15 protein-coding genes are annotated in these 20,150 nt (G+C 60.8%); 11 read left to right on the top strand and 4 right to left on the bottom strand.

What is annotated here, in order from left to right:
- The first annotated feature begins 102 nt into the window (after window positions 1–102).
- Window positions 103–1,947: a magnesium transporter gene (locus tag ACTQ48_RS02485; RefSeq protein WP_427718082.1), complete on the top strand. Its 1,845-nt coding sequence runs from the start codon at window positions 103–105 to the stop codon at window positions 1,945–1,947.
- Between the two features lie 74 nt (window positions 1,948–2,021).
- On the top strand, window positions 2,022–3,218 hold the full coding sequence (locus ACTQ48_RS02480) for an Nramp family divalent metal transporter (RefSeq protein WP_441570089.1): 1,197 nt from the start codon (window positions 2,022–2,024) through the stop codon (window positions 3,216–3,218).
- A gap of 189 nt (window positions 3,219–3,407) precedes the next feature.
- Here the strand turns inward: ACTQ48_RS02480 and ACTQ48_RS02475 are convergent, their stop codons facing one another.
- Window positions 3,408–5,600 (bottom strand): acyltransferase family protein, encoded by a 2,193-nt coding sequence (locus tag ACTQ48_RS02475; RefSeq protein ID WP_441570048.1) that lies wholly within the window; start codon window positions 5,598–5,600, stop codon window positions 3,408–3,410.
- 186 nt (window positions 5,601–5,786) lie between these two features.
- Here ACTQ48_RS02475 and ACTQ48_RS02470 point away from each other — a divergent pair, with 186 nt between their 5' ends.
- The 5 genes from ACTQ48_RS02470 to ACTQ48_RS02450 all read left to right on the top strand — a co-directional run bounded on the left by ACTQ48_RS02470 (window position 5,787) and on the right by ACTQ48_RS02450 (window position 10,485).
- Entirely contained in the window at window positions 5,787–6,782 is a 996-nt protein-coding gene (locus tag ACTQ48_RS02470; RefSeq protein WP_441570047.1) for a ribokinase, read from the top strand.
- A gap of 4 nt (window positions 6,783–6,786) precedes the next feature.
- Window positions 6,787–7,761, top strand: coding sequence for a nucleoside hydrolase (locus ACTQ48_RS02465; protein ID WP_441570046.1), 975 nt, complete (start codon window positions 6,787–6,789; stop codon window positions 7,759–7,761).
- A gap of 219 nt (window positions 7,762–7,980) precedes the next feature.
- Entirely contained in the window at window positions 7,981–8,991 is a 1,011-nt protein-coding gene (locus ACTQ48_RS02460; RefSeq protein ID WP_427793677.1) for a LacI family DNA-binding transcriptional regulator, read from the top strand.
- Window positions 8,992–9,208: 217 nt separating this feature from the next.
- On the top strand, window positions 9,209–9,697 hold the full coding sequence (locus ACTQ48_RS02455) for an S-ribosylhomocysteine lyase (RefSeq protein WP_441015328.1): 489 nt from the start codon (window positions 9,209–9,211) through the stop codon (window positions 9,695–9,697).
- A gap of 143 nt (window positions 9,698–9,840) precedes the next feature.
- Window positions 9,841–10,485 (top strand): DUF4867 family protein, encoded by a 645-nt coding sequence (locus tag ACTQ48_RS02450; RefSeq protein ID WP_441570045.1) that lies wholly within the window; start codon window positions 9,841–9,843, stop codon window positions 10,483–10,485.
- A gap of 116 nt (window positions 10,486–10,601) precedes the next feature.
- Here ACTQ48_RS02450 and ACTQ48_RS02445 read toward each other — a convergent pair whose 3' ends face one another.
- The gene (locus tag ACTQ48_RS02445) at window positions 10,602–11,708 is read right to left on the bottom strand and encodes an ATP-binding protein (protein WP_441570044.1); all 1,107 of its coding nucleotides are present in this window, start codon (window positions 11,706–11,708) and stop codon (window positions 10,602–10,604) included.
- 464 nt (window positions 11,709–12,172) lie between these two features.
- Between ACTQ48_RS02445 and ACTQ48_RS02440 the strand changes: the two genes are divergently transcribed.
- The 4 genes from ACTQ48_RS02440 (at window position 12,173) to ACTQ48_RS02425 (ending at window position 17,745) form a co-directional block, all read left to right on the top strand.
- Window positions 12,173–13,603 (top strand): 6-phospho-beta-glucosidase, encoded by a 1,431-nt coding sequence (locus ACTQ48_RS02440; protein ID WP_441570043.1) that lies wholly within the window; start codon window positions 12,173–12,175, stop codon window positions 13,601–13,603.
- A 142-nt stretch (window positions 13,604–13,745) separates the two neighbouring features.
- Window positions 13,746–15,629 (top strand): histidine kinase N-terminal 7TM domain-containing protein, encoded by a 1,884-nt coding sequence (locus ACTQ48_RS02435; RefSeq protein ID WP_441570042.1) that lies wholly within the window; start codon window positions 13,746–13,748, stop codon window positions 15,627–15,629.
- Entirely contained in the window at window positions 15,626–17,125 is a 1,500-nt protein-coding gene (locus ACTQ48_RS02430; RefSeq protein ID WP_441570041.1) for a sensor histidine kinase, read from the top strand. Before ACTQ48_RS02435 ends, ACTQ48_RS02430 begins: the two co-directional genes overlap by 4 nt.
- Window positions 17,122–17,745, top strand: a complete 624-nt coding sequence (locus tag ACTQ48_RS02425) for a response regulator transcription factor (protein WP_427795575.1) — start codon at window positions 17,122–17,124, stop codon at window positions 17,743–17,745. Before ACTQ48_RS02430 ends, ACTQ48_RS02425 begins: the two co-directional genes overlap by 4 nt.
- Window positions 17,746–17,937: 192 nt before the next feature.
- On the opposite strand, the gene ACTQ48_RS02420 is transcribed toward ACTQ48_RS02425, so the two are convergent.
- Both ACTQ48_RS02420 and ACTQ48_RS02415 read right to left on the bottom strand, forming a co-directional pair.
- Window positions 17,938–18,780, bottom strand: coding sequence for a hypothetical protein (locus ACTQ48_RS02420; protein ID WP_441015338.1), 843 nt, complete (start codon window positions 18,778–18,780; stop codon window positions 17,938–17,940).
- Window positions 18,781–18,860: 80 nt separating this feature from the next.
- Window positions 18,861–20,102 (bottom strand): SPFH domain-containing protein, encoded by a 1,242-nt coding sequence (locus ACTQ48_RS02415; protein ID WP_441570040.1) that lies wholly within the window; start codon window positions 20,100–20,102, stop codon window positions 18,861–18,863.
- Window positions 20,103–20,150: the final 48 nt, after the last annotated feature.

Genomic DNA, 20,150 nt, shown 5'->3' with positions numbered 1-20,150 from the left:
GCCGAGCGGTGTGCCGCCCGCGCATGCGTATACATATCTAAAAGTCCACGGATGGCGTGCCGGCATGGCCACGGTCCGAAGGAATAATGATGGGGAGCACCAGTGAATTATCTGAGTGAGATGCTCAAGCTGCCGGTCTTGGACGTCGATGGCGAAAAGCTCGGCGTTGTGAACGATTTTGGCATTGCTACCGGCGAAGTTTTTCCGCACGTGACGTCGCTCGCGTTCCGCGGTCCCGGCAAGACGCCGTTTATGATCAGCTGGCGAAAATGGGTCGACCGTATCGACGAGACGGGCGTATACCTTAAGACGTCGGCCACCGAAATCCGTTTTTCGTACCTGCAGCCGACCGAACTCTTGCTCGCGCGCGACGTGCTCAATAAACAAATCGTCGACACGCAGGGCATGAAGGTTGTGCGCGTAAACGACATCAAGTTTTCCATGTCAGGCGAAAATCAGCTGCGCCTGCTGGGTGCCGAAGTTGGTGCCCGCGGTCTGCTGCGTGCAATCAGCCCCGCTCTTGAACATGTCGTCGAGGGCTTTATGAAGCACCTGGGCAAACCGCTCGGCGAGGACATCATCGCCTGGTCCTACATGGACCTGCTCGATCGCTCGACTAAGAACATCCAGCTGTCGGTGTCGCATAAGACGCTCGGCGAGCTGCATCCTGCCGACATTGCCGACATTATCGAGCAGCTCGATCCTCGCCTGCGCGCTCAGGTGTTCGCGCAGCTCGACACCGCCCAGGCCGCCGAGGCCATCTCGGAGTTCGATGACGACGAGCTCATGACCGAGATGCTCGAGGGCCTGTCCGACACGGATGCGTCGTCGATGCTGGCCATGATGGACCCGGACGACGCCGCCGACCTGATCGACGAGCTCGATTACGAGAAGGCCGAGAAGCTCCTGCGCCTGATGGGCGTTCAGGAGGAGAAGGCGATTCGTAACCTGCTGGGCTATGAGGAAAACACTGCCGGCCGCATTATGACCTCGGAGTTTGTCTCCCTGCCTGCCACGGCGACGGTCGGTGACGCCATCGAGGCGATCCGCAAGCTCGACGAGGATTTCGAAAGCGTCTACTACGTCTATACCGAGGATCCGAGCGGTATGCTGACCGGCGTGCTCTCGCTGCGCACGCTGATCGTGGCCGACCGCGACGCCACGCTGGGCCAGCTGGCCTACCGCGACCTGGTTTATGTGTCGCCCGACGAGGACCAGGAAGACGTAACGGACGAGATGACCAAGTACGACCTGGTCGCCATCCCCGTTTGCGATGAGAACCGCCACATCTTGGGCATTGTGACCTTCGACGACGCCATGGACGTTATCGCCGAGGAGCACCAGGAGGACCTGCAGATCGCAGGCGTCGGCTCGGGCGATAGCGCGTCCGACGACTCGACGAATGTGCTCAGCTGGTTTGTGCATCGCCAGTACTGGGTTGTCGTGTGGGGCATTGCCTCGTGCATCATGGCGGCAGTGCTGGGGACGGCGCTGGGCTCCGCGCATCTGGTGGTGTTCCCCATGTGCGCCATGCCGCTCGTGCTGCTGGCTGCCTCGCGTATGGTGTCGTTCGTCAAGAACTACTTCCTGGAGTACGACGGCCATGACGATGAACCCAAGCCGTATCTGGGATTCTTCTTCCAGAGCACGGGCATGGGCCTGATCCTGTCGCTCGTGACCTACCTGTGCGCTCAGCTGGTGCGCACCACGGCGTTCCCCGACGCGCCCATGCTTGAGGAGCAGCTCTTTACCGGCTGCTTTAACATCGCGGCCATCGTCTGCCTGATTGGCAACATGAGCGCTGTGATTTACCTGATGGTGCTGTTCTGGCGCGACGAGCACGACCTCAATACGTCGGGTACCGCCATGAACGTCATTGCCGTCATGATCTCGTGCGTGGCGTACTGTGCCGCTGCGGTGCTGCTCACCATGTCGGTCATGGGTTAGGTGGTCGCGTGCAAAATAGCAAGCAAAAGCAGGGCACCAAGCAAAAGCTGACCATCGCGGCCATCTTTGGTGCCATGGGTCCTGGCCTTCTGGCGGCGCTTTCGGGCAATGACGCCGGCGGCATCGCCACGTATTCCAGCGCCGGTGCCAGCTATGGTTACAAGATGCTCTGGATGCTTCCCGTCATGACCGTGCTGCTCATCGTGACGCAGGAGACCGCGGCACGTTGCGGCTGCGTGACGGGCAAGGGCCTGGCCTCGCTCATTCGCGAGCGCTTTGGCGTGCGCAAGAGCGTGCTGGCCATGGCGGCGCTGCTGATTGCCAACACAGCCGTGACCATTTCGGAGTTTGCGGGTATCGCGAGCGGCCTTGCCCTCTTTGGCGTGCCGGCGAGCATCTCGGTGCCGCTTGTGGCGCTGATGGTTTGGATGCTTACCATGTCGGGTAGCTTCCAGCGCATCGAGAAGATTCTGTTGCTGGTGAGCTGCGTGTTTGTGACCTACATTGTCGCTGCAATTATGGCTGGTCCCAGTTGGGGCGAGGTGGCGGTCGATCTGGTTGTACCCAACATTCAAAATGACCCCAGCTACGTGTCGCTTGTGGTCGCGACGATCGGTACCACCATCGCGCCCTGGATGATTTTCTTGGCACAGAACAACGTGGTCGATAAGAATGCGGGCGAGGACGATATCGTGTTGCAGCGTATCGATACCGTGAGCGGCTCGATTGCCGCCGATGTCATCGCCGGTTTTATTATCATCACGACCGGTACGGTATTGTTCCCCTCGGGCATTCAGATTAGCGACGCTGCAGACGCTGCCCGCGCGCTGGAGCCCATTGCGGGCCAGTGGTCCACGGTGCTGTTTGCCTCGGGCCTGGTCGCGGCGAGCTTCTTGGCCGCCTGTGTGCTGCCGGGCGTTACGTCCAGCGCTATCTGCGAGGCGTTTGGCTGGGAACGCGGTGCCGATCGCAGCTGGGACGAGGCCCCGGTCTATCGCGGCATCATTACGGCAATCATTGGCATTTCTGCCGTGCTGGTGCTCATGCCCGGCGTCGACCTGTTCCAGATTATGATGACCTCGCAGGTCATCAACGGCGTGTTGCTGCCCGTGGTTCTGGTGTTCCAGGTGGTTATTGCCGCCGATCGACACATTATGGGCGCCAACCGCAACGGCCGTGTGTGGAATGTGCTCACTTGGGCGACTATCGGCGTTATTACGGTGCTGACGGTCGTCATGTTTGTTCTGCAAGCGATGGGCTACAGCGCGTAGCACCTCTCTTGGACTCTAAACAGGCCGCCGCCATGGGCTGCGGCCTGTTTTTGTCTGCTATAGGGTGCTAGTTATATACCGATGTGCAGCTATAAAGCCGCCTCTGGGGTGAATTAACAACCCAGAGGCGGCTTTGTAAGTCGCGGAAGTGGTCCCAAGTGCCGGATTGTAAGCAGATTTGGCGGTGCGTTACTTGTCGGTGCCTAGCTTGTGCGGTTTGTAGGCAAGGGCGTTGACGAGTGCCTCGGCAGCGGATTTGACAGCCGCCGGCTGCGGATCGTTAACGTGGTCCTCGGGGTGCACGGGTAGGTCCTTCTTGACGGCATCGTGGATGAGCTTAAGGTACTCGGTCACACCGGCGGTCGAAAGATGCGTGCCGTCGCCATCGAACAGGTCGTTGCGGTTGGCGCTGTGCCCGTACCAGTCGATAACGCGTACATTCTTGTAGCGCGTAGCGGCGTTGGCGATGGCCTGGTTCGTGGACCCGACCCACGGCTGCGGGCTGCGCGTGTTTACAAACACGACAATACGCTGATCACCGGCGTCGGCCATGATCGCGTCGACCTGGGCGTCCGTTACCAAACCGTTGGTGCCCAGGGCAAAGACCACGATCTTGCCGGCAAGGTTCTGCTGGATATAGCCCTCAAATGTCGCGCGGCCTGCGTCAAACTGGCGGCCCTTTTCGGCATCGATGTGGCTGTGCGGGAACACGCCGTCAAAGGCATCGACGGCGCGCAGGGACACGGAGTCGCCAATCATTAGCAGGTCGTAGGCTCCGTCGGGGAAGCCGTCGTCGTCTTTGTCGGAGTCGTCGGCCGCCTGCTGATCTTGAGGCTTTGCATTTTTGGCCTCCTTGTTTAGGATTTCGGCGCCCTCGCCGCTCAGCGCGGATGTGTCGGGCACAAAGATCAGGCCGCCCAGCGCCACAACAAGCACGACGGCGCAAACGGCGCAGGTGGGGACATGTGCGCGCATCCAGCCGGCGGGCGTGGTGGTGCCGTCGCGGAGCTCGGAAACGGTGCGCCCAAAAGCGCCCTTCCTAAACGGCGTTTCGATAAAGCGATAGGAGCACTCGGCCACGGCGACCACCAACAACACCTGCAAAATGTAGTGCCACCAGGGCGTGTCGTTAATGTTGGCGACCGGGTTCATGAGGAGCAGCAGCGGATAATGCCACAGGTAGATGCTGTAGGAGCGCTTGCCGATCCATACGAGCGGCTCGGCGGCCAAGGCCCGTGCGACCATGCCCTGGGGCTGCACGCATGCCGCGATAACCATCAGTGTGAGGATGGAGCACAGCAGCGTGCCTCCGCGATACTGAAACGCGGTATAGCCGTTGGTGAGCGCGACCATGGCGGCGAGTCCGACCAGGCCAACGACGCCCATCAAATCGATGGATGCGGGGGAGGACCAAAAGCGTGCGAGCTCACTTGGCTTTGTCGTGGCGGCCTCGGCGGTGTCGCTCTTTGACTTGTCGTGCTTGCCGGCGCCGGCCAGTCGGTCGAGCCCCAGATGGCGGACAAGGCGCGCAGGCGCCAGGTCGCGGTCGGGGATAAAGGCCATCCAGGCGCCCAGCAGCAACGAGAACACGCGGGTGTCGGTGCCGTAGTACACGCGGCTGGGGTCGGTGGCGGGGTTGTAGAGCACCATCATGGCGACGGCGGAGACGGCGGCGAGGCCCAGGACCACGCGGCGCGTGTTGGGCTTGCTCACATGCATGGATACCATTGCAAACAGCAGTGGCGGCCAAATAAGATAGAACTGTTCCTCGATGGCAAGCGACCAAAAGTGCGTGAGCGGCGAGGGGTCGCCCAGGGCGTTAAAGTACGAAACGTCCTGCATGATCTGCCACCAGTTATTAAAGAACAGCAGCGACGGCAGGATGTCGGGGCGCATCTTAGTGAGCATCACATGGTTAAAGACAGTGCACAGTGCGCAGGTCACCACCACGACGGTTACCACGGCGGGGAACAGGCGACGGATGCGGCGGATCCAGAAGCTCTTGAGATCGATACGACCGGTCTTTGCGATTTCGTTGAGGAGCAGGCGCGTGATCAAGTATCCCGAGAGCACAAAGAAGATCGTGACGCCGAGGAGGCCGCCCTGAGCCCACGTGAGGTTGAGGTGATAGAGCACCACCGCGACAACGGCGAGCGTGCGAAGGCCGTCGAGGGCGGGGATGTAGCGAGATTTGGGACGCGTGGGCGCCTGTTCTTTTGCGGCGCTGTCGGTGCGGGCGCCCTTGTTGGCGGGCGAGCGATGGGAGCCTGCAGCGCGGCGCGGCTCGGTGGTTTGGCGGTTAGTGCGCGAACGTTCGTGCGGCGCTTGTTGATCGCTCGCATGGCGTGAGCTGCGCGAGCTCGATCGCGGGAATTGTTCCATAAAACATCATCCAATGACGAGAATAATCAGCACGCTTTCATTGTAGCCGCCTACTCCTGTGAATGCTTGCTGCTGGCGTAAGCTCAAGCGCGCGTCCACATCAAAGTGAACTAAAGTTATAGAGGTGCGAGAGTGCACGATTGACGGCCGACAGCGGGTGCGGGGCCCGCGGACGAGGAGGTTTCCATGGCAGATTGCGGCATCGTTGCGGTGTTCGGCAGCATGAACATGGACCTTTCGGTGGCGTGCGAGCGCATGCCGCGTGCGGGCGAGACCGTCGGCGGCAGCGGGTTTATCACCAACGCCGGCGGCAAAGGCGCCAACCAGGCCGTAGCAGCTGCGCGCATGGGTGCGCGCACGCGCATGATCGGCGCGGTCGGCCGCGACGCGTTTGGCTCGTCGCTCGTGGCGGGGCTCCAAGATGCTGGCGTGGACTGTGACTTTGTGGCGCGCCGCGACGACGTGGAGACGGGAACGGCGACCATCATTCGCTGTGAGGGCGATAACCGCATCGTGCTGTCGCCGGGCGCCAACCATGCGCTCGCGGGCGAGGACGTTGCTCGCGCGCTGAGGCGCCTGGTGGCCGATGAGCTCGACGGCGACGCCAGCGATATTGCCCCGGCTGCCGGAAGCGTCTTTATCGCCCAAGGCGAATGTGACCTTGTGGCGACTGTCGAGGCGCTTTTCTGCGCTCACGAGCTGGGGTTCTATACGGTCTTTAATCCAGCGCCAGCCTGCGATTTGCCTGCGGAGGTCTGGCCTGCAGTCGACCTGGTCTGTCCCAACGAGACTGAGTGCCAGGTACTGACGGGCATCTTGCCTGCAGACGATGCGAGCTGTGTCGCGGCGCTCAATGCCTTGCTCGCCAAGGGTGCCGGAGCCGCGGTCATCACGTTGGGCGGCGCCGGATCGGTTACGCTCGGCGACGACGGCGAGCTGCTGCGCATGCCGGCGCTTTCGAGCGCGGTGGTCGATACGACGGCCGCGGGCGATACATTTATCGGTGCGCTTGCTGCGGCTCGTTTGGAGGGGCTGCCGCTCTTTGAGTGCATGGCCGCGGGTGCTCGCGCCTCGGCAGTGACGGTGTCGTGCCTGGGCGCGCAGCAGTCGATTCCCACGCGTGCCGAAGTTGAGCGCGTGTTTGGTTTAGACGATTTAGTACAAGACGGAGAAGCGGAGTAGAACAATGGCAACCAAGAAGCTGATCCTTGATCTGGATATGGGTGTGGACGATGCGATGGCGCTTGCCTATGCCATCGCGAGCCCCGAGGTTGAGCTCGTGGGCATTACCACGTGTTTTGGCAACGTGCGCGTCGACCAGTCGGCGCGCAACTGCCTGGCGGTGCTCGACTTGTTGGGCCGTCCCGAGGTGCCGGTGTACCTGGGTGCTGACCGTCCTCTGCAGGCGACTGAGCCCTATACGCCGCCGGCGTCCACCGTACTCATCCACGGCAAGAACGGCATCGGCGGCGCGAGCGTGCCCGCGTCGCCCTATGAGCCGGTGGGGGCGACGTCGGTCGATGGCAACGCTGCAGTCGATTATCTAATCGATGCCGCGCGCACTTATGGTCCCGATCTGGTCTACGTAGCGACCGGCCCGCTCTCCAATCTGGCGCTTGCCCTGGAGCGCGATGCGACGGCGGTGATGTCTATCGGCCGCGTGGTGGTGATGGGCGGCGCCCTGACCGTGCCCGGCAACGTGAGCGCGGGCGCCGAGGCCAACATGGCAAGCGATCCCGAGGCGGCCGATGCCGTGCTGCGCTCGGGCCGCAAGCTCACCATGGTGGGTCTGGACGTGACGCATCGCGTGGTGCTTACGCGCCGCGACATTGCCGGCTGGACGGGCTCGGGCACCATGGCCGGCTGTGCGTTTGCGAGCATGGTCGAGCACTACATTGGCTCGTACGAGATGAACGCACCTTACCTGGGTGGTTGTGCGCTGCACGATCCGCTGGCCGTCGCCGTGGCGATCGACCCCACGCTCGTGGGTGCGCTCGGCTGCAATCTGCGTGTTGATCTGCTGGGCGAGTATCGCGGCCGCACCATTTGCGACGAGCGTCGCCTGTCCGATCCGGACAAGAGCGCGCTTGTGGCGCTGACCGTGGATGCCCCGCGCTTCCTGTCCGAGTTCAAGACGCGCATGGCCCGTGTTCTTGGCTAGATGATTTCCGTGCCCCGCCCCATGTAGTCAATTTGGGACGGGGCTTTTTTAGCTACCGAGTAAATGTGCCCGTTGGGGGAATAGTCGTGCCACTTCGCTTGACAACAGGCTAAACTAGCTCATAAACATTTACTATTCTGTTTAGATTGAATTTGCGGTCGTTTAGTTGTCGAGTCATCAAGTTGCGATGCTCCGCCACGGCCGTTGCTAGGGGGAACAATGGCCAAAGCAAGTGTTCGCGAGATCAGCCGCATCACCGGTTTTTCGCCTGCGACCGTGTCCAACGCGCTCAACCGCAAGCGCAGCGTGAGTGAAGAGACCGCCAAGGTCATCCTGGAGTGCGCGCAATCGCTTGGCTATCAGCAGTCGACGCAGCTCGAGAGCATTCAGTTTGTGCTTGCGCGCAAGACGGGCGCCATTCTGGACGAGAGCACCTTCCATCCCGCGGTTATCGAGGGCGTGGAGCGCCAGGCGCGTCGTCACGGCATGAGCACGAGCTTTGTCTCGCTCGACTTTAGCGACTTGGACGCCGTGCGTCCGCAGGTCGAGGGCCTGATCGCCGATCCGTCCGCCGCTATCGTGCTGATGGGCACCGAGCTGGGCGAGGAAGACTACGCCCTGTTTGCCAACGCTGCCGCCCACCTGATCGTGCTCGATGGCTGGAGCGATCGTCAGTACTTCGATGCCGTGGTCATTGCCAACACCGACTCGGTGCTGCGCGCCGTGGATCACCTCATCGAGAAAGGTCACAGGCAGATCGGCTATCTGGCGGGCGACCTTCGCATCCGCAACTTTAAGGATCGCGAGCGCGGCTATCGCCAAGCGCTTGAGGACGCAGACCTTGAGGCCAACCCGACATGGCGCGTTACGCTGGGCACCACGCTCGAGGGCGCCTATCGCGACATGGGCGCATGGCTCGACAGCGTCTCGCGCGACGACCTGCCGACGGCTTTCTTTGCCGAAAACGACGTGCTCGCCGTGGGTGCCATGCGCGCGCTCAACGAGCACGGCATACGCGTGCCCGAGGATGTCTCGATCATCGGCTTTGACGATCTGTCTTTGGGCGCCTTCTCCAACCCGCCGCTCACCACGGTGCACGTTCCCAAGCACGAGGTGGGCGAGATCGCGGTGCGCCGCCTGGTGGGCAACATCCGCAATCCCAAGAGCTATACCTGCAAGACAGCCGTATCGACCTATTTTGTCGAGCGTCAGAGCGTGCGTGAGATCTAGGCAAAGGCAACGCCGGGCCGCAGGGCGGCAAAGCCGTCGACGCGACCATTTCGTACACTGCCTAGCATGATTTTTCTGGGACGGGGATTAAAAACTCATTGATCCCCGTCCCGGGCAGCTCATTTGGGACGGGGCTTTTTTGACTGGTATGATTGGTGCGACCATTCAAACCAGCTAAAAGAGCCCCGTCCCAAATTGACTATCGAGAGGATCTGCCATGGAGCGTATCGCGAGCTTTTCCGTTGACCATTTGCTGCTTGAGCCCGGCGTGTATGTGAGCCGCATCGACCGCGATCCGGCGACCGCCGCTGTCGTTACCACCTTTGACCTGCGCCTGACCACGCCCAACAAGGAGCCGGTCATGAACACGGCAGAGTGCCACACCATCGAGCACCTAGGCGCGACATTCCTTCGCAACCATGCCGAGTGGTCGAGCCGCATTGTCTACTTTGGCCCCATGGGCTGCCGCACGGGCTTTTACCTGGTCGTTTTTGGTGAGGTGACGAGCGAGGAGATCCTGCCGCTCGTGCGTGAGTTGTTTGAGTTTGTCGCCGACTTTGAGGGCGATGTCCCCGGAGCCGCTCCCGAGGAGTGCGGCAACTACCTGGACCAGAACCTTCCCATGGCAAACTGGCTCGCGCGCCGCTACCTCGACCGCGACCTGGCCGATATCGACGAGAAGCACCTGCACTATCAGCAGGCGTAAGGGCTTATCGCCCAAAACGCGCACATTGGGCGCCTTCGCTTATGCGGGGGCGCCTTTTTGTTGAGTGGTCTGGACGAGCGTTCAAAATCGCTCATGTTTGTTCTAGAATGTTCGTATAGTCACATTTACGAACAGGAGTGAACATGCATATCTACTCTGTCAACGATCCCGAGTTCAAGTCCTATGGCCGCGTGTGGGACGACGTCCCGTCCGGCCTGACCGCTCCACTCGTCGAGGCACTCTCCGCTACGCCCATCCCCGAGGGCAGTAAGTACGTAGCGAGCGCGCCGGATCTCGAGGGTGTCAAAGATGCCGACAAGCTTGGCTTTCTCATGTTTGGCGGCCGCCCCTTCCAGCTCGGCTGGTGCAACGGGCACAACACGCGTCTCAACTGCCTGGAGTACCACCGCGCGAGCGAGTTCAACCTGGGGGCGCGTGACTTTATCCTGCTCGTGGCGCATCGCTGGGAGATCGAGGGCGGCAAGCTCGACACCGCGTGCGTCAAGGCGTTTCGCGTGCCGGCGGGCAAGGTTGTCGAGGTTTTCAACACCACGCTCCACTACACGCCGTGCATGGTCGACGACGGTGGCTTCCAGGTGATGGTGGCGCTGCCCGCCGGCACCAACGGTCCGCGTCCCGAGGCTGCGGCCGATATGCCTGCTGCCGGCGACAGCTACTGCTACTGGAAGGCCGACAAGTGGGTTCTCTGCCATGCTGACAGCCCCAAGGCAGCCGAAGGCGGCTACGTAGGTCTCATCGGCAAAAACCTCGACATCGCCTGCGACTAGAATCTTCTGTCTCGATCTGTAACATCTAGCGGGCTAAATCGTCTCTACCTGTTACAGATCGAGACATACCGCCCCCCAGCCACCACAAAGGTGCCTGTCCCCATTGTGGTGGCTGTCTAGAGCTGGCTGCGCAGATAGTCAGCCATATATGGAACAGCGAAACGCACGTAACCGCGGCGTGCCTGTTCGATAACGCCGGCGTCGATGAGGCGTCGGCGATACTTTTGCGCATAGTCGGGTGTGACTGACATGCGCTCGGCCACATTGGAGATGCGCGACACACCGTCTTTGTCATCAGTCATTGCGTCGAGAAACGCGACGTCTTGGTCCGACAGCGCGGCGAGCGTCGTTTCACAAACATCGTTTTCGAAATCGGCCTTTGACGCTTCGATAGCTCCGTCGACTTGCTCTGGCGTTACGTATTCTCCTGCCTGGCAGCGATTGGCGATGTTGTAGCCGATGAGCTGCAGCATATAGGGCGATCCTTGGGTTGCACGAGCGGCACGGAGGCGAAGATCGCCTGGAATATCAAGGTCGAGCTCTTCGAAAGCCCGCTGATAATAGGCATCGACATCTCCGACTGAAAGCGGTTCGAGCGTGACTTTGCGTGCGCGGTTGAGAAATGTCAGTACGCGGTCGTTGAGTGTCGCGGAGACTGCTCCCGGGAGGCCTGCCATGACGAGCGCGACGTTGAGTCCCTCGCCGACCAGCTCTTGATAGGCGGTGACGAGCTGTCTGATCTCGGGTGAATTTGCCTGGAGCTCGTCGATGAGGATGAGGATGCCGTGTCCCTGCTCGGTTAACTTGCGTGCCAACTGCGTGAATTTGAACTGGAAACTCTTAGTTTCCTGTACGTCGCGCGTAAACTCGAGGCCGGCTGAGAAACCGAAGACGCTCAAACTGCCACCTGTAAGTTTGGGGAGACGATGCTTGTTGGCGTAAGGCTCGCCCGCTTCCTGGATTTTCTCAACAATGCGCTCGAGCATATCCTCGGAGGCTACGGTGGGCGTGGCGACAACAAAGCCGAGCTTGCGGGCGTGATCGGCAAGTTCCCACAACAGAACCGTTTTGCCGCTGCCTCGCTGGCCGAGCATGAGCATGGCTCGGTCTCGATTGCCCGGCTCCTGCTCAAGGCCGGAGATGAATGTCGAAATCACGCTCCCGCGTCCCACCAGATAGGACGGGCGATTTCCAAATGAGGGGGAGAAGATGGTTTCAGTCATAAGTCTCCTTTCCTTTTTTTCCTATTTTTTCCTTTTTTTCCTATTCAGTCAAATGAGTTGCTGAGCGAAGGCGGCTACGTAGGTCTCATCGGCAAAAACCTCGACATCGCCTGTGACTAGAATCTTCTGTCTCGATCTGTAACATCTAGCGGGCTAAATCGTCTCTCCCTGTTACAGATTTAGACAAACTGCAGGGGACTGGCCGAACAATCTCAATCTGTAACACCAGGCCCGGTTTTGGCGGCCTACCTGTTACAGATCGAGACAAATCGCCCCAAACCGCCACAAAGGCGCCTGTCCCCTTTGTGGTGGATTGGGCAGGCGGGTATCAAAAAGTGTCAGGTGGGGTGGCTGCCGGGCGCCTGCACGCGAAAAGAAGTATCGGCCTGTGCCGTTGCCGTTGAGCGGTACCCCGTTTGCAGGGATACTGAGCCTATGACAACAGCGTGCGAAAGGATTGATACATGGCTTTCCGTAATGACTTCCTGTGGGGCGGCGCAACGGCTGCCAACCAGTGCGAGGGTGCCTACGACGTGGACGGCCGCGGCCTGGCCAACGTGGACGTGGCTCCGCACGGCCCCGAGCGCTATGCGGTGGTCTCCGGCCAGCGTAAAATGCTCGACTTCGAGGACGGCTATTACTATCCCGCGCAGACCGGCATCGATTTCTATCACCACTACAAAGAGGACATCGCTCTCTTTGCCGAGATGGGCTTTAAGACCTTCCGTATGAGCCTGGCTTGGACCCGCATCTTCCCCAACGGCGACGAGACCGAGCCCAACGAGGCTGGCCTGGCCTTCTACGAGGACGTATTCCGCGAGTGTCAGGCGCACGGCATCGAGCCGCTCGTGACCATCACGCACTTCGACTGCCCGATTCACCTCATCAAGGAGTACGGCGGCTGGCGCAACCGTAAGCTCATCGACTTCTACAAGAACCTCGCGACCACGATCTTTACCCGCTACAAGGGGCTGGTGAGGTACTGGCTCACCTTCAACGAGATCAATATGATCTTGCACCTGCCGTTTATGGGTGCCGGTCTGGTCTTTGAGGAGGGCGAGAACAAGGAGGCCGTCGAGTACCTGGCCGCCCACAACGAGCTCGTCGCCAGCGCTTGGGCAACCAAGATCGCCCACGAGATCGACCCCGAGATCAAGATCGGCTGCATGCTCGCCGCGGGTAGCTACTACCCCTACAGCTGCCGTCCGGGCGACGTGCGCCAGGCGCAGCTCGATAACCAGGACAACTACTTCTTCGTCGACGTCCAGAGCCGCGGCTACTACCCGGCATATGCCGTCAAGAAGCTCGAGCGTCTAGGCATCGATGTGGGCATGACGGACGAGGACCGCGAGATCCTGGCCGCTAACACCGTCGACTTCATCAGCTTTAGCTATTACAGCACCCGCTGCTCTGCCGGTGCCGATAACCCCGATGTCGAGCGCACCCAGGGTAACGCCTTCGCCGGCGCCAAGAACCCCTACCTGCAGGAGAGCCAGTGGGGCTGGGCCATCGATCCACTGGGCTTCCGCATCACCCTCAACGACCTGTACGACCGTTATCAGAAGCCGCTGTTTGTGGTCGAGAACGGTCTGGGCGCCAAGGATGTTGTCGAGGAGGATGGCTCCATCAACGACGACTACCGTATCGACTACCTGCGCCAGCATATCGCCGCGATGCGCGATGCGGTGACCGAGGACGGCGTTGACCTGCTGGGCTACACCACCTGGGGCCCGATCGACCTGGTGTCTGCCGGCACGGGTGAGATGTCCAAGCGCTACGGCTTTATCTATGTGGACCGCGACGACGCCGGCAACGGTACCCTCAAGCGTTCCAAAAAGAAGAGCTTCGACTGGTACAAGAAGGTTATTGCTTCTAATGGTGAGGACCTGTCCTAAGGAAGCTGAGACACTCAACTTCATAGCCTTCTAACCAAGGCGCCCGGCGAGTAGTTATTGCTCGCCGGGCGTCTTGCCGTCTGCGGATTTTGGGACATGCGGCCCGCTTTTTGGGCCCGCCTGTCGGTACACTAAAGGGACTATGAGTACCCGCGAGCGACATATCGGCCACGCGGCCGCCCGGACCGCTCCGGTTGCGGATCCCAGGGGCGGCAGGCTCTTCGCCATGCCGCGATTCCTTGTTGGCATAACGCATCAGGTGTACCGTCACCGCGTCTTTGCTATCGCCGGCGCCATCACCGCGCTGTTCCTCATGCTTTTGGCGATCTTGCCGGTGCTGTTCGCCTTCGACCCCAAACTTTCTAACGCCGTGCCCGCCTATAGCGAGGTGTCCGAAGAGGTCGTGGATGCGCTCACCCATTCGAGCCCTCTCCCGCTGCTTGTCGCCGCAATTGTATTTTCAATTTGGGGCGTGTTGGTCTATCTGCGTTGTTTGGACTATGTGTTGCGCCGCCGCCTTGTTGCCATCGCCACCATCTGTGCCCTGTGGATGATCGAGGTCATTCTCAAGTACAAGTCGTACACGCCGTTCTATGCCACCTTGCTGTGGTACCTGTACTACGTGCCCATGACGCTCATTCCGCTGCTCTACCAGCTCTGCGGCCTGCGCCTTGCGGGCCTGGAGCAACGCCGCCTGGGTCGCCGCTACCGTGCTGCGCTGTGGATTGTGGCCATCCTGCTTATCGGATTTGTGCTCACCAACGATTTTCACCAGCAGGTCTTCCGCTTTGACCGTACAAGCGACACCTGGAGCAACGATTACACGTACGGCCGGGGTTATTTCGCCTTCCTCGTGTGGACGGCCTTTAACTTCGTGGCCTTTTTTGTCCTGGTTGGTCGGTCCTCGTCCTTTCGCATCCAACGTTTCTCGGGCACGGCGGCGCTCGTGCTGCTGGGCGGCGCATTCTTTGGCATCTCATATGCTCTGCGCGTGCCCTGGGCATGGAGGCTCAACTTTTCGCTCGTCTATTGCATCCTGTGCGTGGTGGCGATGGAAATCTGTCTCGATTGCGGTGTCATTCCGTCGTACCACGATATCGCCGGCATCTTCGACACCTTGCCGCTTGACCTCAAAGTTCTAACGCGCGACCTGCAGGAGGTCTATGCCACGCCGGTGTCAAAGCCAATGCCGGTAGGCGTGCGCGAGGAGTTGCGGACCCAGGAGCACGGCCGCGCCCATGCCTTTACCGTGGCGTCCGATCCCGATGTGATGTATCGTGCTTTTCCGCTGCTGGGGGGATCGGCCCTGCTGGCCCAAGATGTATCGGAGCTCAACGAGCTCAATCGCGAACTGGCACATCGTCGCATGGAGCTGCAACGCCAAAACGAGCTGCTTGCCGCCGACTACGACCTTAAGACACATTTGGCAGATCAAGAGGCCGAGACCTTGCTAGTCCAAGACGTGGACCAGGCGCTTGCCCGCGCGCTCGAAGAGATGTACGACTTGTTGAGCTCGCTGCCGCCGTTGACTGACGAGGAATCTTCGCGCGAGCGTTACCGCATGCTGCAGCGCGCCAAGATGCTCGTTGCCTATTGCAAACGGAAGGGGTCGCTCACGTTGGCACAGCACGGGGAGAGCGGTTTTGACCGCGACCGCATTCAGCTCATTGCCAACGAGCTCGCAAGCGACCTGCGCACGATCGATGTCGATTGCGCCTCGATTATTGCCATACGGCGCCCGATGCACGCCAGTACGGTAAGCGCGCTGTACGACTGCGTGTATGACTTTGCGTTTTTTGCCTACACCACCGATCATCCGGCACTTATGTATCACTTGGGCGACCATGACCGATGCAGCGTCGAGCTGCGCGCCACACTTTTTTCCAACGATGATGAAGATCTTTCGCAGACGCCCGCTGCGCAAGAGCTCGAAAGCGCTTTGCAAGGGCGCAACGTGGCATACCGCCTTGAGGGCGAGTCCGGTCAGCTGCGCATGATCGTCTTGATGCCGAGGGCGGGTGAGTGACGATGCAGATTTCGCTCATACTTCCCCAAATCGTTGCGCTCGATGTTGTCTTTGCCCTGGCTGCGTGTCTGCAGACGATCCACGTCCCGCTCATCGCATCGCGCCGCTCGTCCTATAACCGTAAGGTGATTTGCGCCTACGAGGCGAGTCTTGTGCTTCACCTGATGATTTCGGCGCTCATCTTGTTCACGTCGTCTGGCTCGTATCTGGTGGCGCCGCTTGACGTTTGCGCCAGGGCAATGGGCGGAGCGTTGTGGCTCAATGCCGCAATCTTTGCCTATGGCGTGGTACTTATGGTGCACTATCGTCGTCCCGTCATGCTGGTCGAGCTGCTGCTTGTTGTCGCCGTTACACCACCGGTGGTTTTTGCCATGGGCTCGGCGTGGACCGTTGTCCTTATCGCAGAGGGAGCGTTCTTCCTGTTCCGTTCCATCGCGGCGCTCTTGATGGACGTCCGTAACCGCCAAGAGGATATCACCATGTTCTCGACGATCGAGACCATCAACGTGATTCCCGTGGGCATCCTGTATCTAGACCCGAGGGGCCGTCCGCTGCTCATGAACCGCTGCATGCGCAAAAACCTCGTAGAGCTCCATATGCCCACTGACCTGGGCGACATGAGCAGCACATGGAACGACCTGCGCAAACTGAGCATGCAAATGCCCGAAAGCAGCGCCAATCGCGCCCATATCGACCTTGATCGCTTTGGTAGGGATCGCGCCGTGGTCGAGATCTCTCCTTCCGAGATTCGTCTGTTCGTGCGTGACTCCGTTACGGTCTCGAGCCGTCCGTTCGAGCGCGTCGTCGGCCTGGACGTGACGGAATACGCACACGCCTACGACCGTCTGGCGCAAGCCAACCACCTGCTTGAGCGTGCTGGCCAAGAGCTCCAGGCCCAGATCGAAGAAGCCAAAAAGGTTGCCGACAATGCGGCCTACCTACGTATGCGTGCCCGCGTTCACGATGTGATCGGCCAGCGCCTGTCCATTCTTCATCGCTATTTGGAGGAGGGACGTCTGGATGATGAGTCGCTCGAGCAGATTGACCCGTTGCTGCGCTCAATCGCCGCCGATTTGCGCAGTGGCGGTGCCAGCGAGCCTGCAGAGCAGCTGAGCGATATCGTCCACGCCTTTGGCTTGGTGAGTGTGCAGATCGATGTTGAGGGTGCGCTGCCTGAGGACGCGCGTGTCGCCGCCGCATTTTTGCAGATTATCCGCGAGGCCTCGACCAATGCCACCAGGCATGCGCAGGCGCATCGGGTCCACGTGCGCCTGTGGCAGGAGGGGACGAATGCTAGCGCCGTCGCGCGCATGACGATTTCTAACGACGGGTCCCCGGCCCCCGTATCGTATCGCGAGGGAACGGGTATCCCAGGTATGAGACGTGTCGCGCAAGATTTGGGCGGCGGTCTGGAAGTCCACGCCGCCCAGCCCTTTACGCTTGCGGTGTCCATCCCGCTGAGCTCCAACGCCACGGTCCAAAGGAGAAGTTCATGATCCGCGTGTTAATTGTCGAAGATCAGGCCATTCTGCGCGAAAGCCTGGCGCGCTCCGTTGGCGACCAGCCCGATATGACCGTCGTCGCCGCGATCGCCGATGCCTCCGAGGCCTTGGGTGTCGCGCTCAAGGAGCACCCGGACATGATACTGATGGACGTGTGCACCGAACACGATTCAAACGGCATCGTGGCGGCGGCGCGCATCAAGGAGCAGCTGCCCGAGTGCCGCGTCATCATCATGACAGGCATGCCCGAGATCACCTTTGTCGATCAGGCTCGCGAGGCGGGCGTCGATAGCTTTGTGTACAAGAACGTTGGTATCGACGAGCTGTTCGCCGTGATGCGCTCCACGCTGGCGGGCTATTGCACGTTTCCCAAGCCGCCCGAAAGCATTTTTTCGGGCACGGCGGCACTCGACGATGTCGAGCTGTCGATTTTGCGCCTTGCCTGCGAGGGCAAAAGCCGCCGCGAGATCGCGGCCGAGCTGTTTATGAGTGAGGGTACCATCAAGCGTCGCATCTCGGAGATCCTAAGCAAGACCGGCTACGACAACATCATGCGCCTGGCCGTGCGCGCGGTAACGGAGGGCAGCATCGTTCCCAACATGGAGCGCCCGTAATCGACGCGCTCGCCGTGTTCCGGCGCCGTAAAGATAGGCCGTCCGCCGTTTTGCATCAGAAAACGACGGGCGGCCTGCTTGTGCGGCTGTGCTGTCGGCATAAAAACGACGGGGCCGCAGGATCAACTCCTGCGGCCCCGCCTGGCAAGTGCGCGGATGCGTCCGCCAATCCGCGGCTGATGTTACGTGCCGCTACGCGATGGTTGCGGTGTAGGAGGCGACGTCCTCGTAGGAATCGGTCAGGTAGGCGTCGATGCCGATGGTCGTGTTGACCAGGTCGTCAAGGCTGTCAAGCTCGCCGCTCGAGAACGTGAATTCCTCGGTGGCGTTGGTGCCGGGCATCAGGTTAGCCGAGAACCAGGGTTCCTTCATGGTGCCGTTGACGTTGGTCTTGCCGGAGGGAGCGTAGAAGGTCAGGTCCTTGTCGCTCTTGTTGGTGATGTTGACGACAAAGCCGATGTCGCCCCATTCGTCCTTGAACTTCTCGGTGATGGTGATGGTGCACAGATCGTCATCGGCGACGGTGACGGCGGGGGAGATTTCGACGCTCTGGACGTCGTCGTCTTCGACGGCCTCATCGATCTCCTCTTCCTTCTCGGCCGCCTCGCGATCCTTTTTTACCGTACCGGACAGATCCTTGTCGGACTTCGTAAAGATAAGCTTGTCGCCTTCCACCTCGAGGACGAGCTTGCCGTCCTTGAGTTTCATGTCCTGCGAATCGCCGTCGGCGGTGATGGTTGCAGTGGTGGCGTCCTTGGCCTCCCATTTCAGGTCGGCGACCTCAAGGAACATGTCGAGGACGCCCGTGCCGTCTTCGTCGAGGATCAGGATACAGTTGAGGCCCCACTCCTTGAGCATATCCATGTACTCATCGGTGAGCTCTTCGCCCTCCAGGGTTCCACCCGAGAGTTCCCAGCTGCCGACGAAGTTGGCCTTGGGGTCCTTGCCGCCGCCGCTGCAGCCCGTCAGGGCAAAGGCGAGCGCCAGGACGCATGTCAGAAATGCGAGTACGGACTTTTTGAACGTTGTCTTCATGGTGTCCTCCTTTATCGAACGAAACCCATAGAAGCAAATGCGGGGGTGGCGGACCCCCCGCCAATTACCAGATAGAGGGGTTAGGGCCTAGGCGTTCCGCAGTTGCTGCAGAACTTGCCGCCGTTTTCGCTGCCGCAGTTGGGGCAGAACCACTTGGCCGGTGCCGGGGCGGGTGCGGGACTGCCGCATTCGGGGCAGAACTTGCCGGTGTTGGTGGCACCGCAGCTGCAGGTCCATGCGCCGGCCGCGGGGGCAGCGGCAGGAGCCGGTGCGGGGGCGGGTGCCGGAGCCGGCTGTGGGGCGGCCTGCTGCTGTGCCTGGCCGGCGGCGAACAGCTGGCTGGCGTTCATGCCGCCCATGCCGCCCGCCATGCCCATGCCCATAAAGCCGGCCATCGCGCCGTTGGGGTTGGCGGCTGCCGCGCGCATCGCATCGCTCTGGGCGCTGGCGATGTTGGCGGCTGCCATGGTGGGATCGCGCATGACTGCGGCCTTCTGCAGGTCCTTGATCATTTGCTCGTCTTCTTGCGAGGCGGCGATGGAGTTGACGCCAAAGCTCACGATCTCGACGCCGCGCAGATCGCGCCAGTCGGCGGAGAGAACCTCGTTGAGCGCGCGGGCGAGCTCGGTGGTGTGGCCGGGGATAGCGCTGTAGCGGATGCCCATCTCCGAGATCTTGGCAAAGGCGGGTTGCAGAGCGGTGAGCAGCTCGGACTTAAGCTGGCTGTCGATCTTATCGCGCGTGTAGCTATCGGTCACGTTGCCGCACACGTTGGTATAGAACAGCAGCGGGTTGGTGATGCGGTACGAATACTCGCCGTTGCAGCGAACGGAGATGTCGACATCCAGGCCAATGTTGTTATCGACCACGCGGAAGGGCACAGGCGAGGCGGTGCCGTACTTGTTGCCGACGATCTCCTTGGTGTTGATGAAGTAGACGCGCTGGTCTTTGCCCGCGTCGCCGCCAAAGGTAAAACGGCTGCCGATATTGGCGAACGTCTCCTTGATGGAGTCGCCCAGGTTGCCGCTAAAGACGCTCGGCTCGCTGCCGGTGTCAAAGACAAACTCGCCGGGCTCCAGCGCGACCTCGATGATCTTGCCGTTTTGCACCACGAGCATGCCCTGGCCGTCGTTGACGGCGATGACGGAGCCGTTGGAGATGACGTTGTCCTCGCCGCGCGTGTTGGAGCTGCGGCCGCCGGTGCGCTTGCTGCCCTTGCAGGCCAAGACGTCAGCGGGCATCGATTCGCAATAGATATATTCCTTCCACTGGTCGGCCATGACGCCGCCGGCAGCACCCAATCCAGCTTTCAAGAGTCCCATGGTGATCTTCCTTTCTCGTCAAAGGCCGGGTGGTATTGGCCAGAATGG

The sequence above is a fragment of the Collinsella sp. Sow4_E3 genome (genome assembly GCF_052116285.1).
Classification (GTDB): domain Bacteria; phylum Actinomycetota; class Coriobacteriia; order Coriobacteriales; family Coriobacteriaceae; genus Collinsella.
Note: the sequence above shows the minus strand (reverse complement) of the source record. Positions and strands in the feature narration are given on the sequence as shown.

Excerpts from the sequence above, each read along its gene's own strand:
- ACTQ48_RS02445 (WP_441570044.1), bottom strand. The coding sequence starts at position 11,708 with ATGACTGAAACCATCTTCTCCCCCTCATTTGGAAATCGCCCGTCCTAT.
- ACTQ48_RS02475 (WP_441570048.1), bottom strand. The coding sequence starts at position 5,600 with ATGGAACAATTCCCGCGATCGAGCTCGCGCAGCTCACGCCATGCGAGC.
- ACTQ48_RS02440 (WP_441570043.1), top strand. The coding sequence starts at position 12,173 with ATGGCTTTCCGTAATGACTTCCTGTGGGGCGGCGCAACGGCTGCCAAC.
- ACTQ48_RS02420 (WP_441015338.1), bottom strand. The coding sequence starts at position 18,780 with ATGAAGACAACGTTCAAAAAGTCCGTACTCGCATTTCTGACATGCGTC.
- ACTQ48_RS02470 (WP_441570047.1), top strand. The coding sequence starts at position 5,787 with ATGGCAGATTGCGGCATCGTTGCGGTGTTCGGCAGCATGAACATGGAC.
- ACTQ48_RS02450 (WP_441570045.1), top strand. The coding sequence starts at position 9,841 with ATGCATATCTACTCTGTCAACGATCCCGAGTTCAAGTCCTATGGCCGC.
- ACTQ48_RS02435 (WP_441570042.1), top strand. The coding sequence starts at position 13,746 with ATGAGTACCCGCGAGCGACATATCGGCCACGCGGCCGCCCGGACCGCT.
- ACTQ48_RS02425 (WP_427795575.1), top strand. The coding sequence starts at position 17,122 with ATGATCCGCGTGTTAATTGTCGAAGATCAGGCCATTCTGCGCGAAAGC.
- ACTQ48_RS02455 (WP_441015328.1), top strand. The coding sequence starts at position 9,209 with ATGGAGCGTATCGCGAGCTTTTCCGTTGACCATTTGCTGCTTGAGCCC.
- ACTQ48_RS02415 (WP_441570040.1), bottom strand. The coding sequence starts at position 20,102 with ATGGGACTCTTGAAAGCTGGATTGGGTGCTGCCGGCGGCGTCATGGCC.
- ACTQ48_RS02460 (WP_427793677.1), top strand. The coding sequence starts at position 7,981 with ATGGCCAAAGCAAGTGTTCGCGAGATCAGCCGCATCACCGGTTTTTCG.
- ACTQ48_RS02480 (WP_441570089.1), top strand. The coding sequence starts at position 2,022 with ATGGGTCCTGGCCTTCTGGCGGCGCTTTCGGGCAATGACGCCGGCGGC.
- ACTQ48_RS02465 (WP_441570046.1), top strand. The coding sequence starts at position 6,787 with ATGGCAACCAAGAAGCTGATCCTTGATCTGGATATGGGTGTGGACGAT.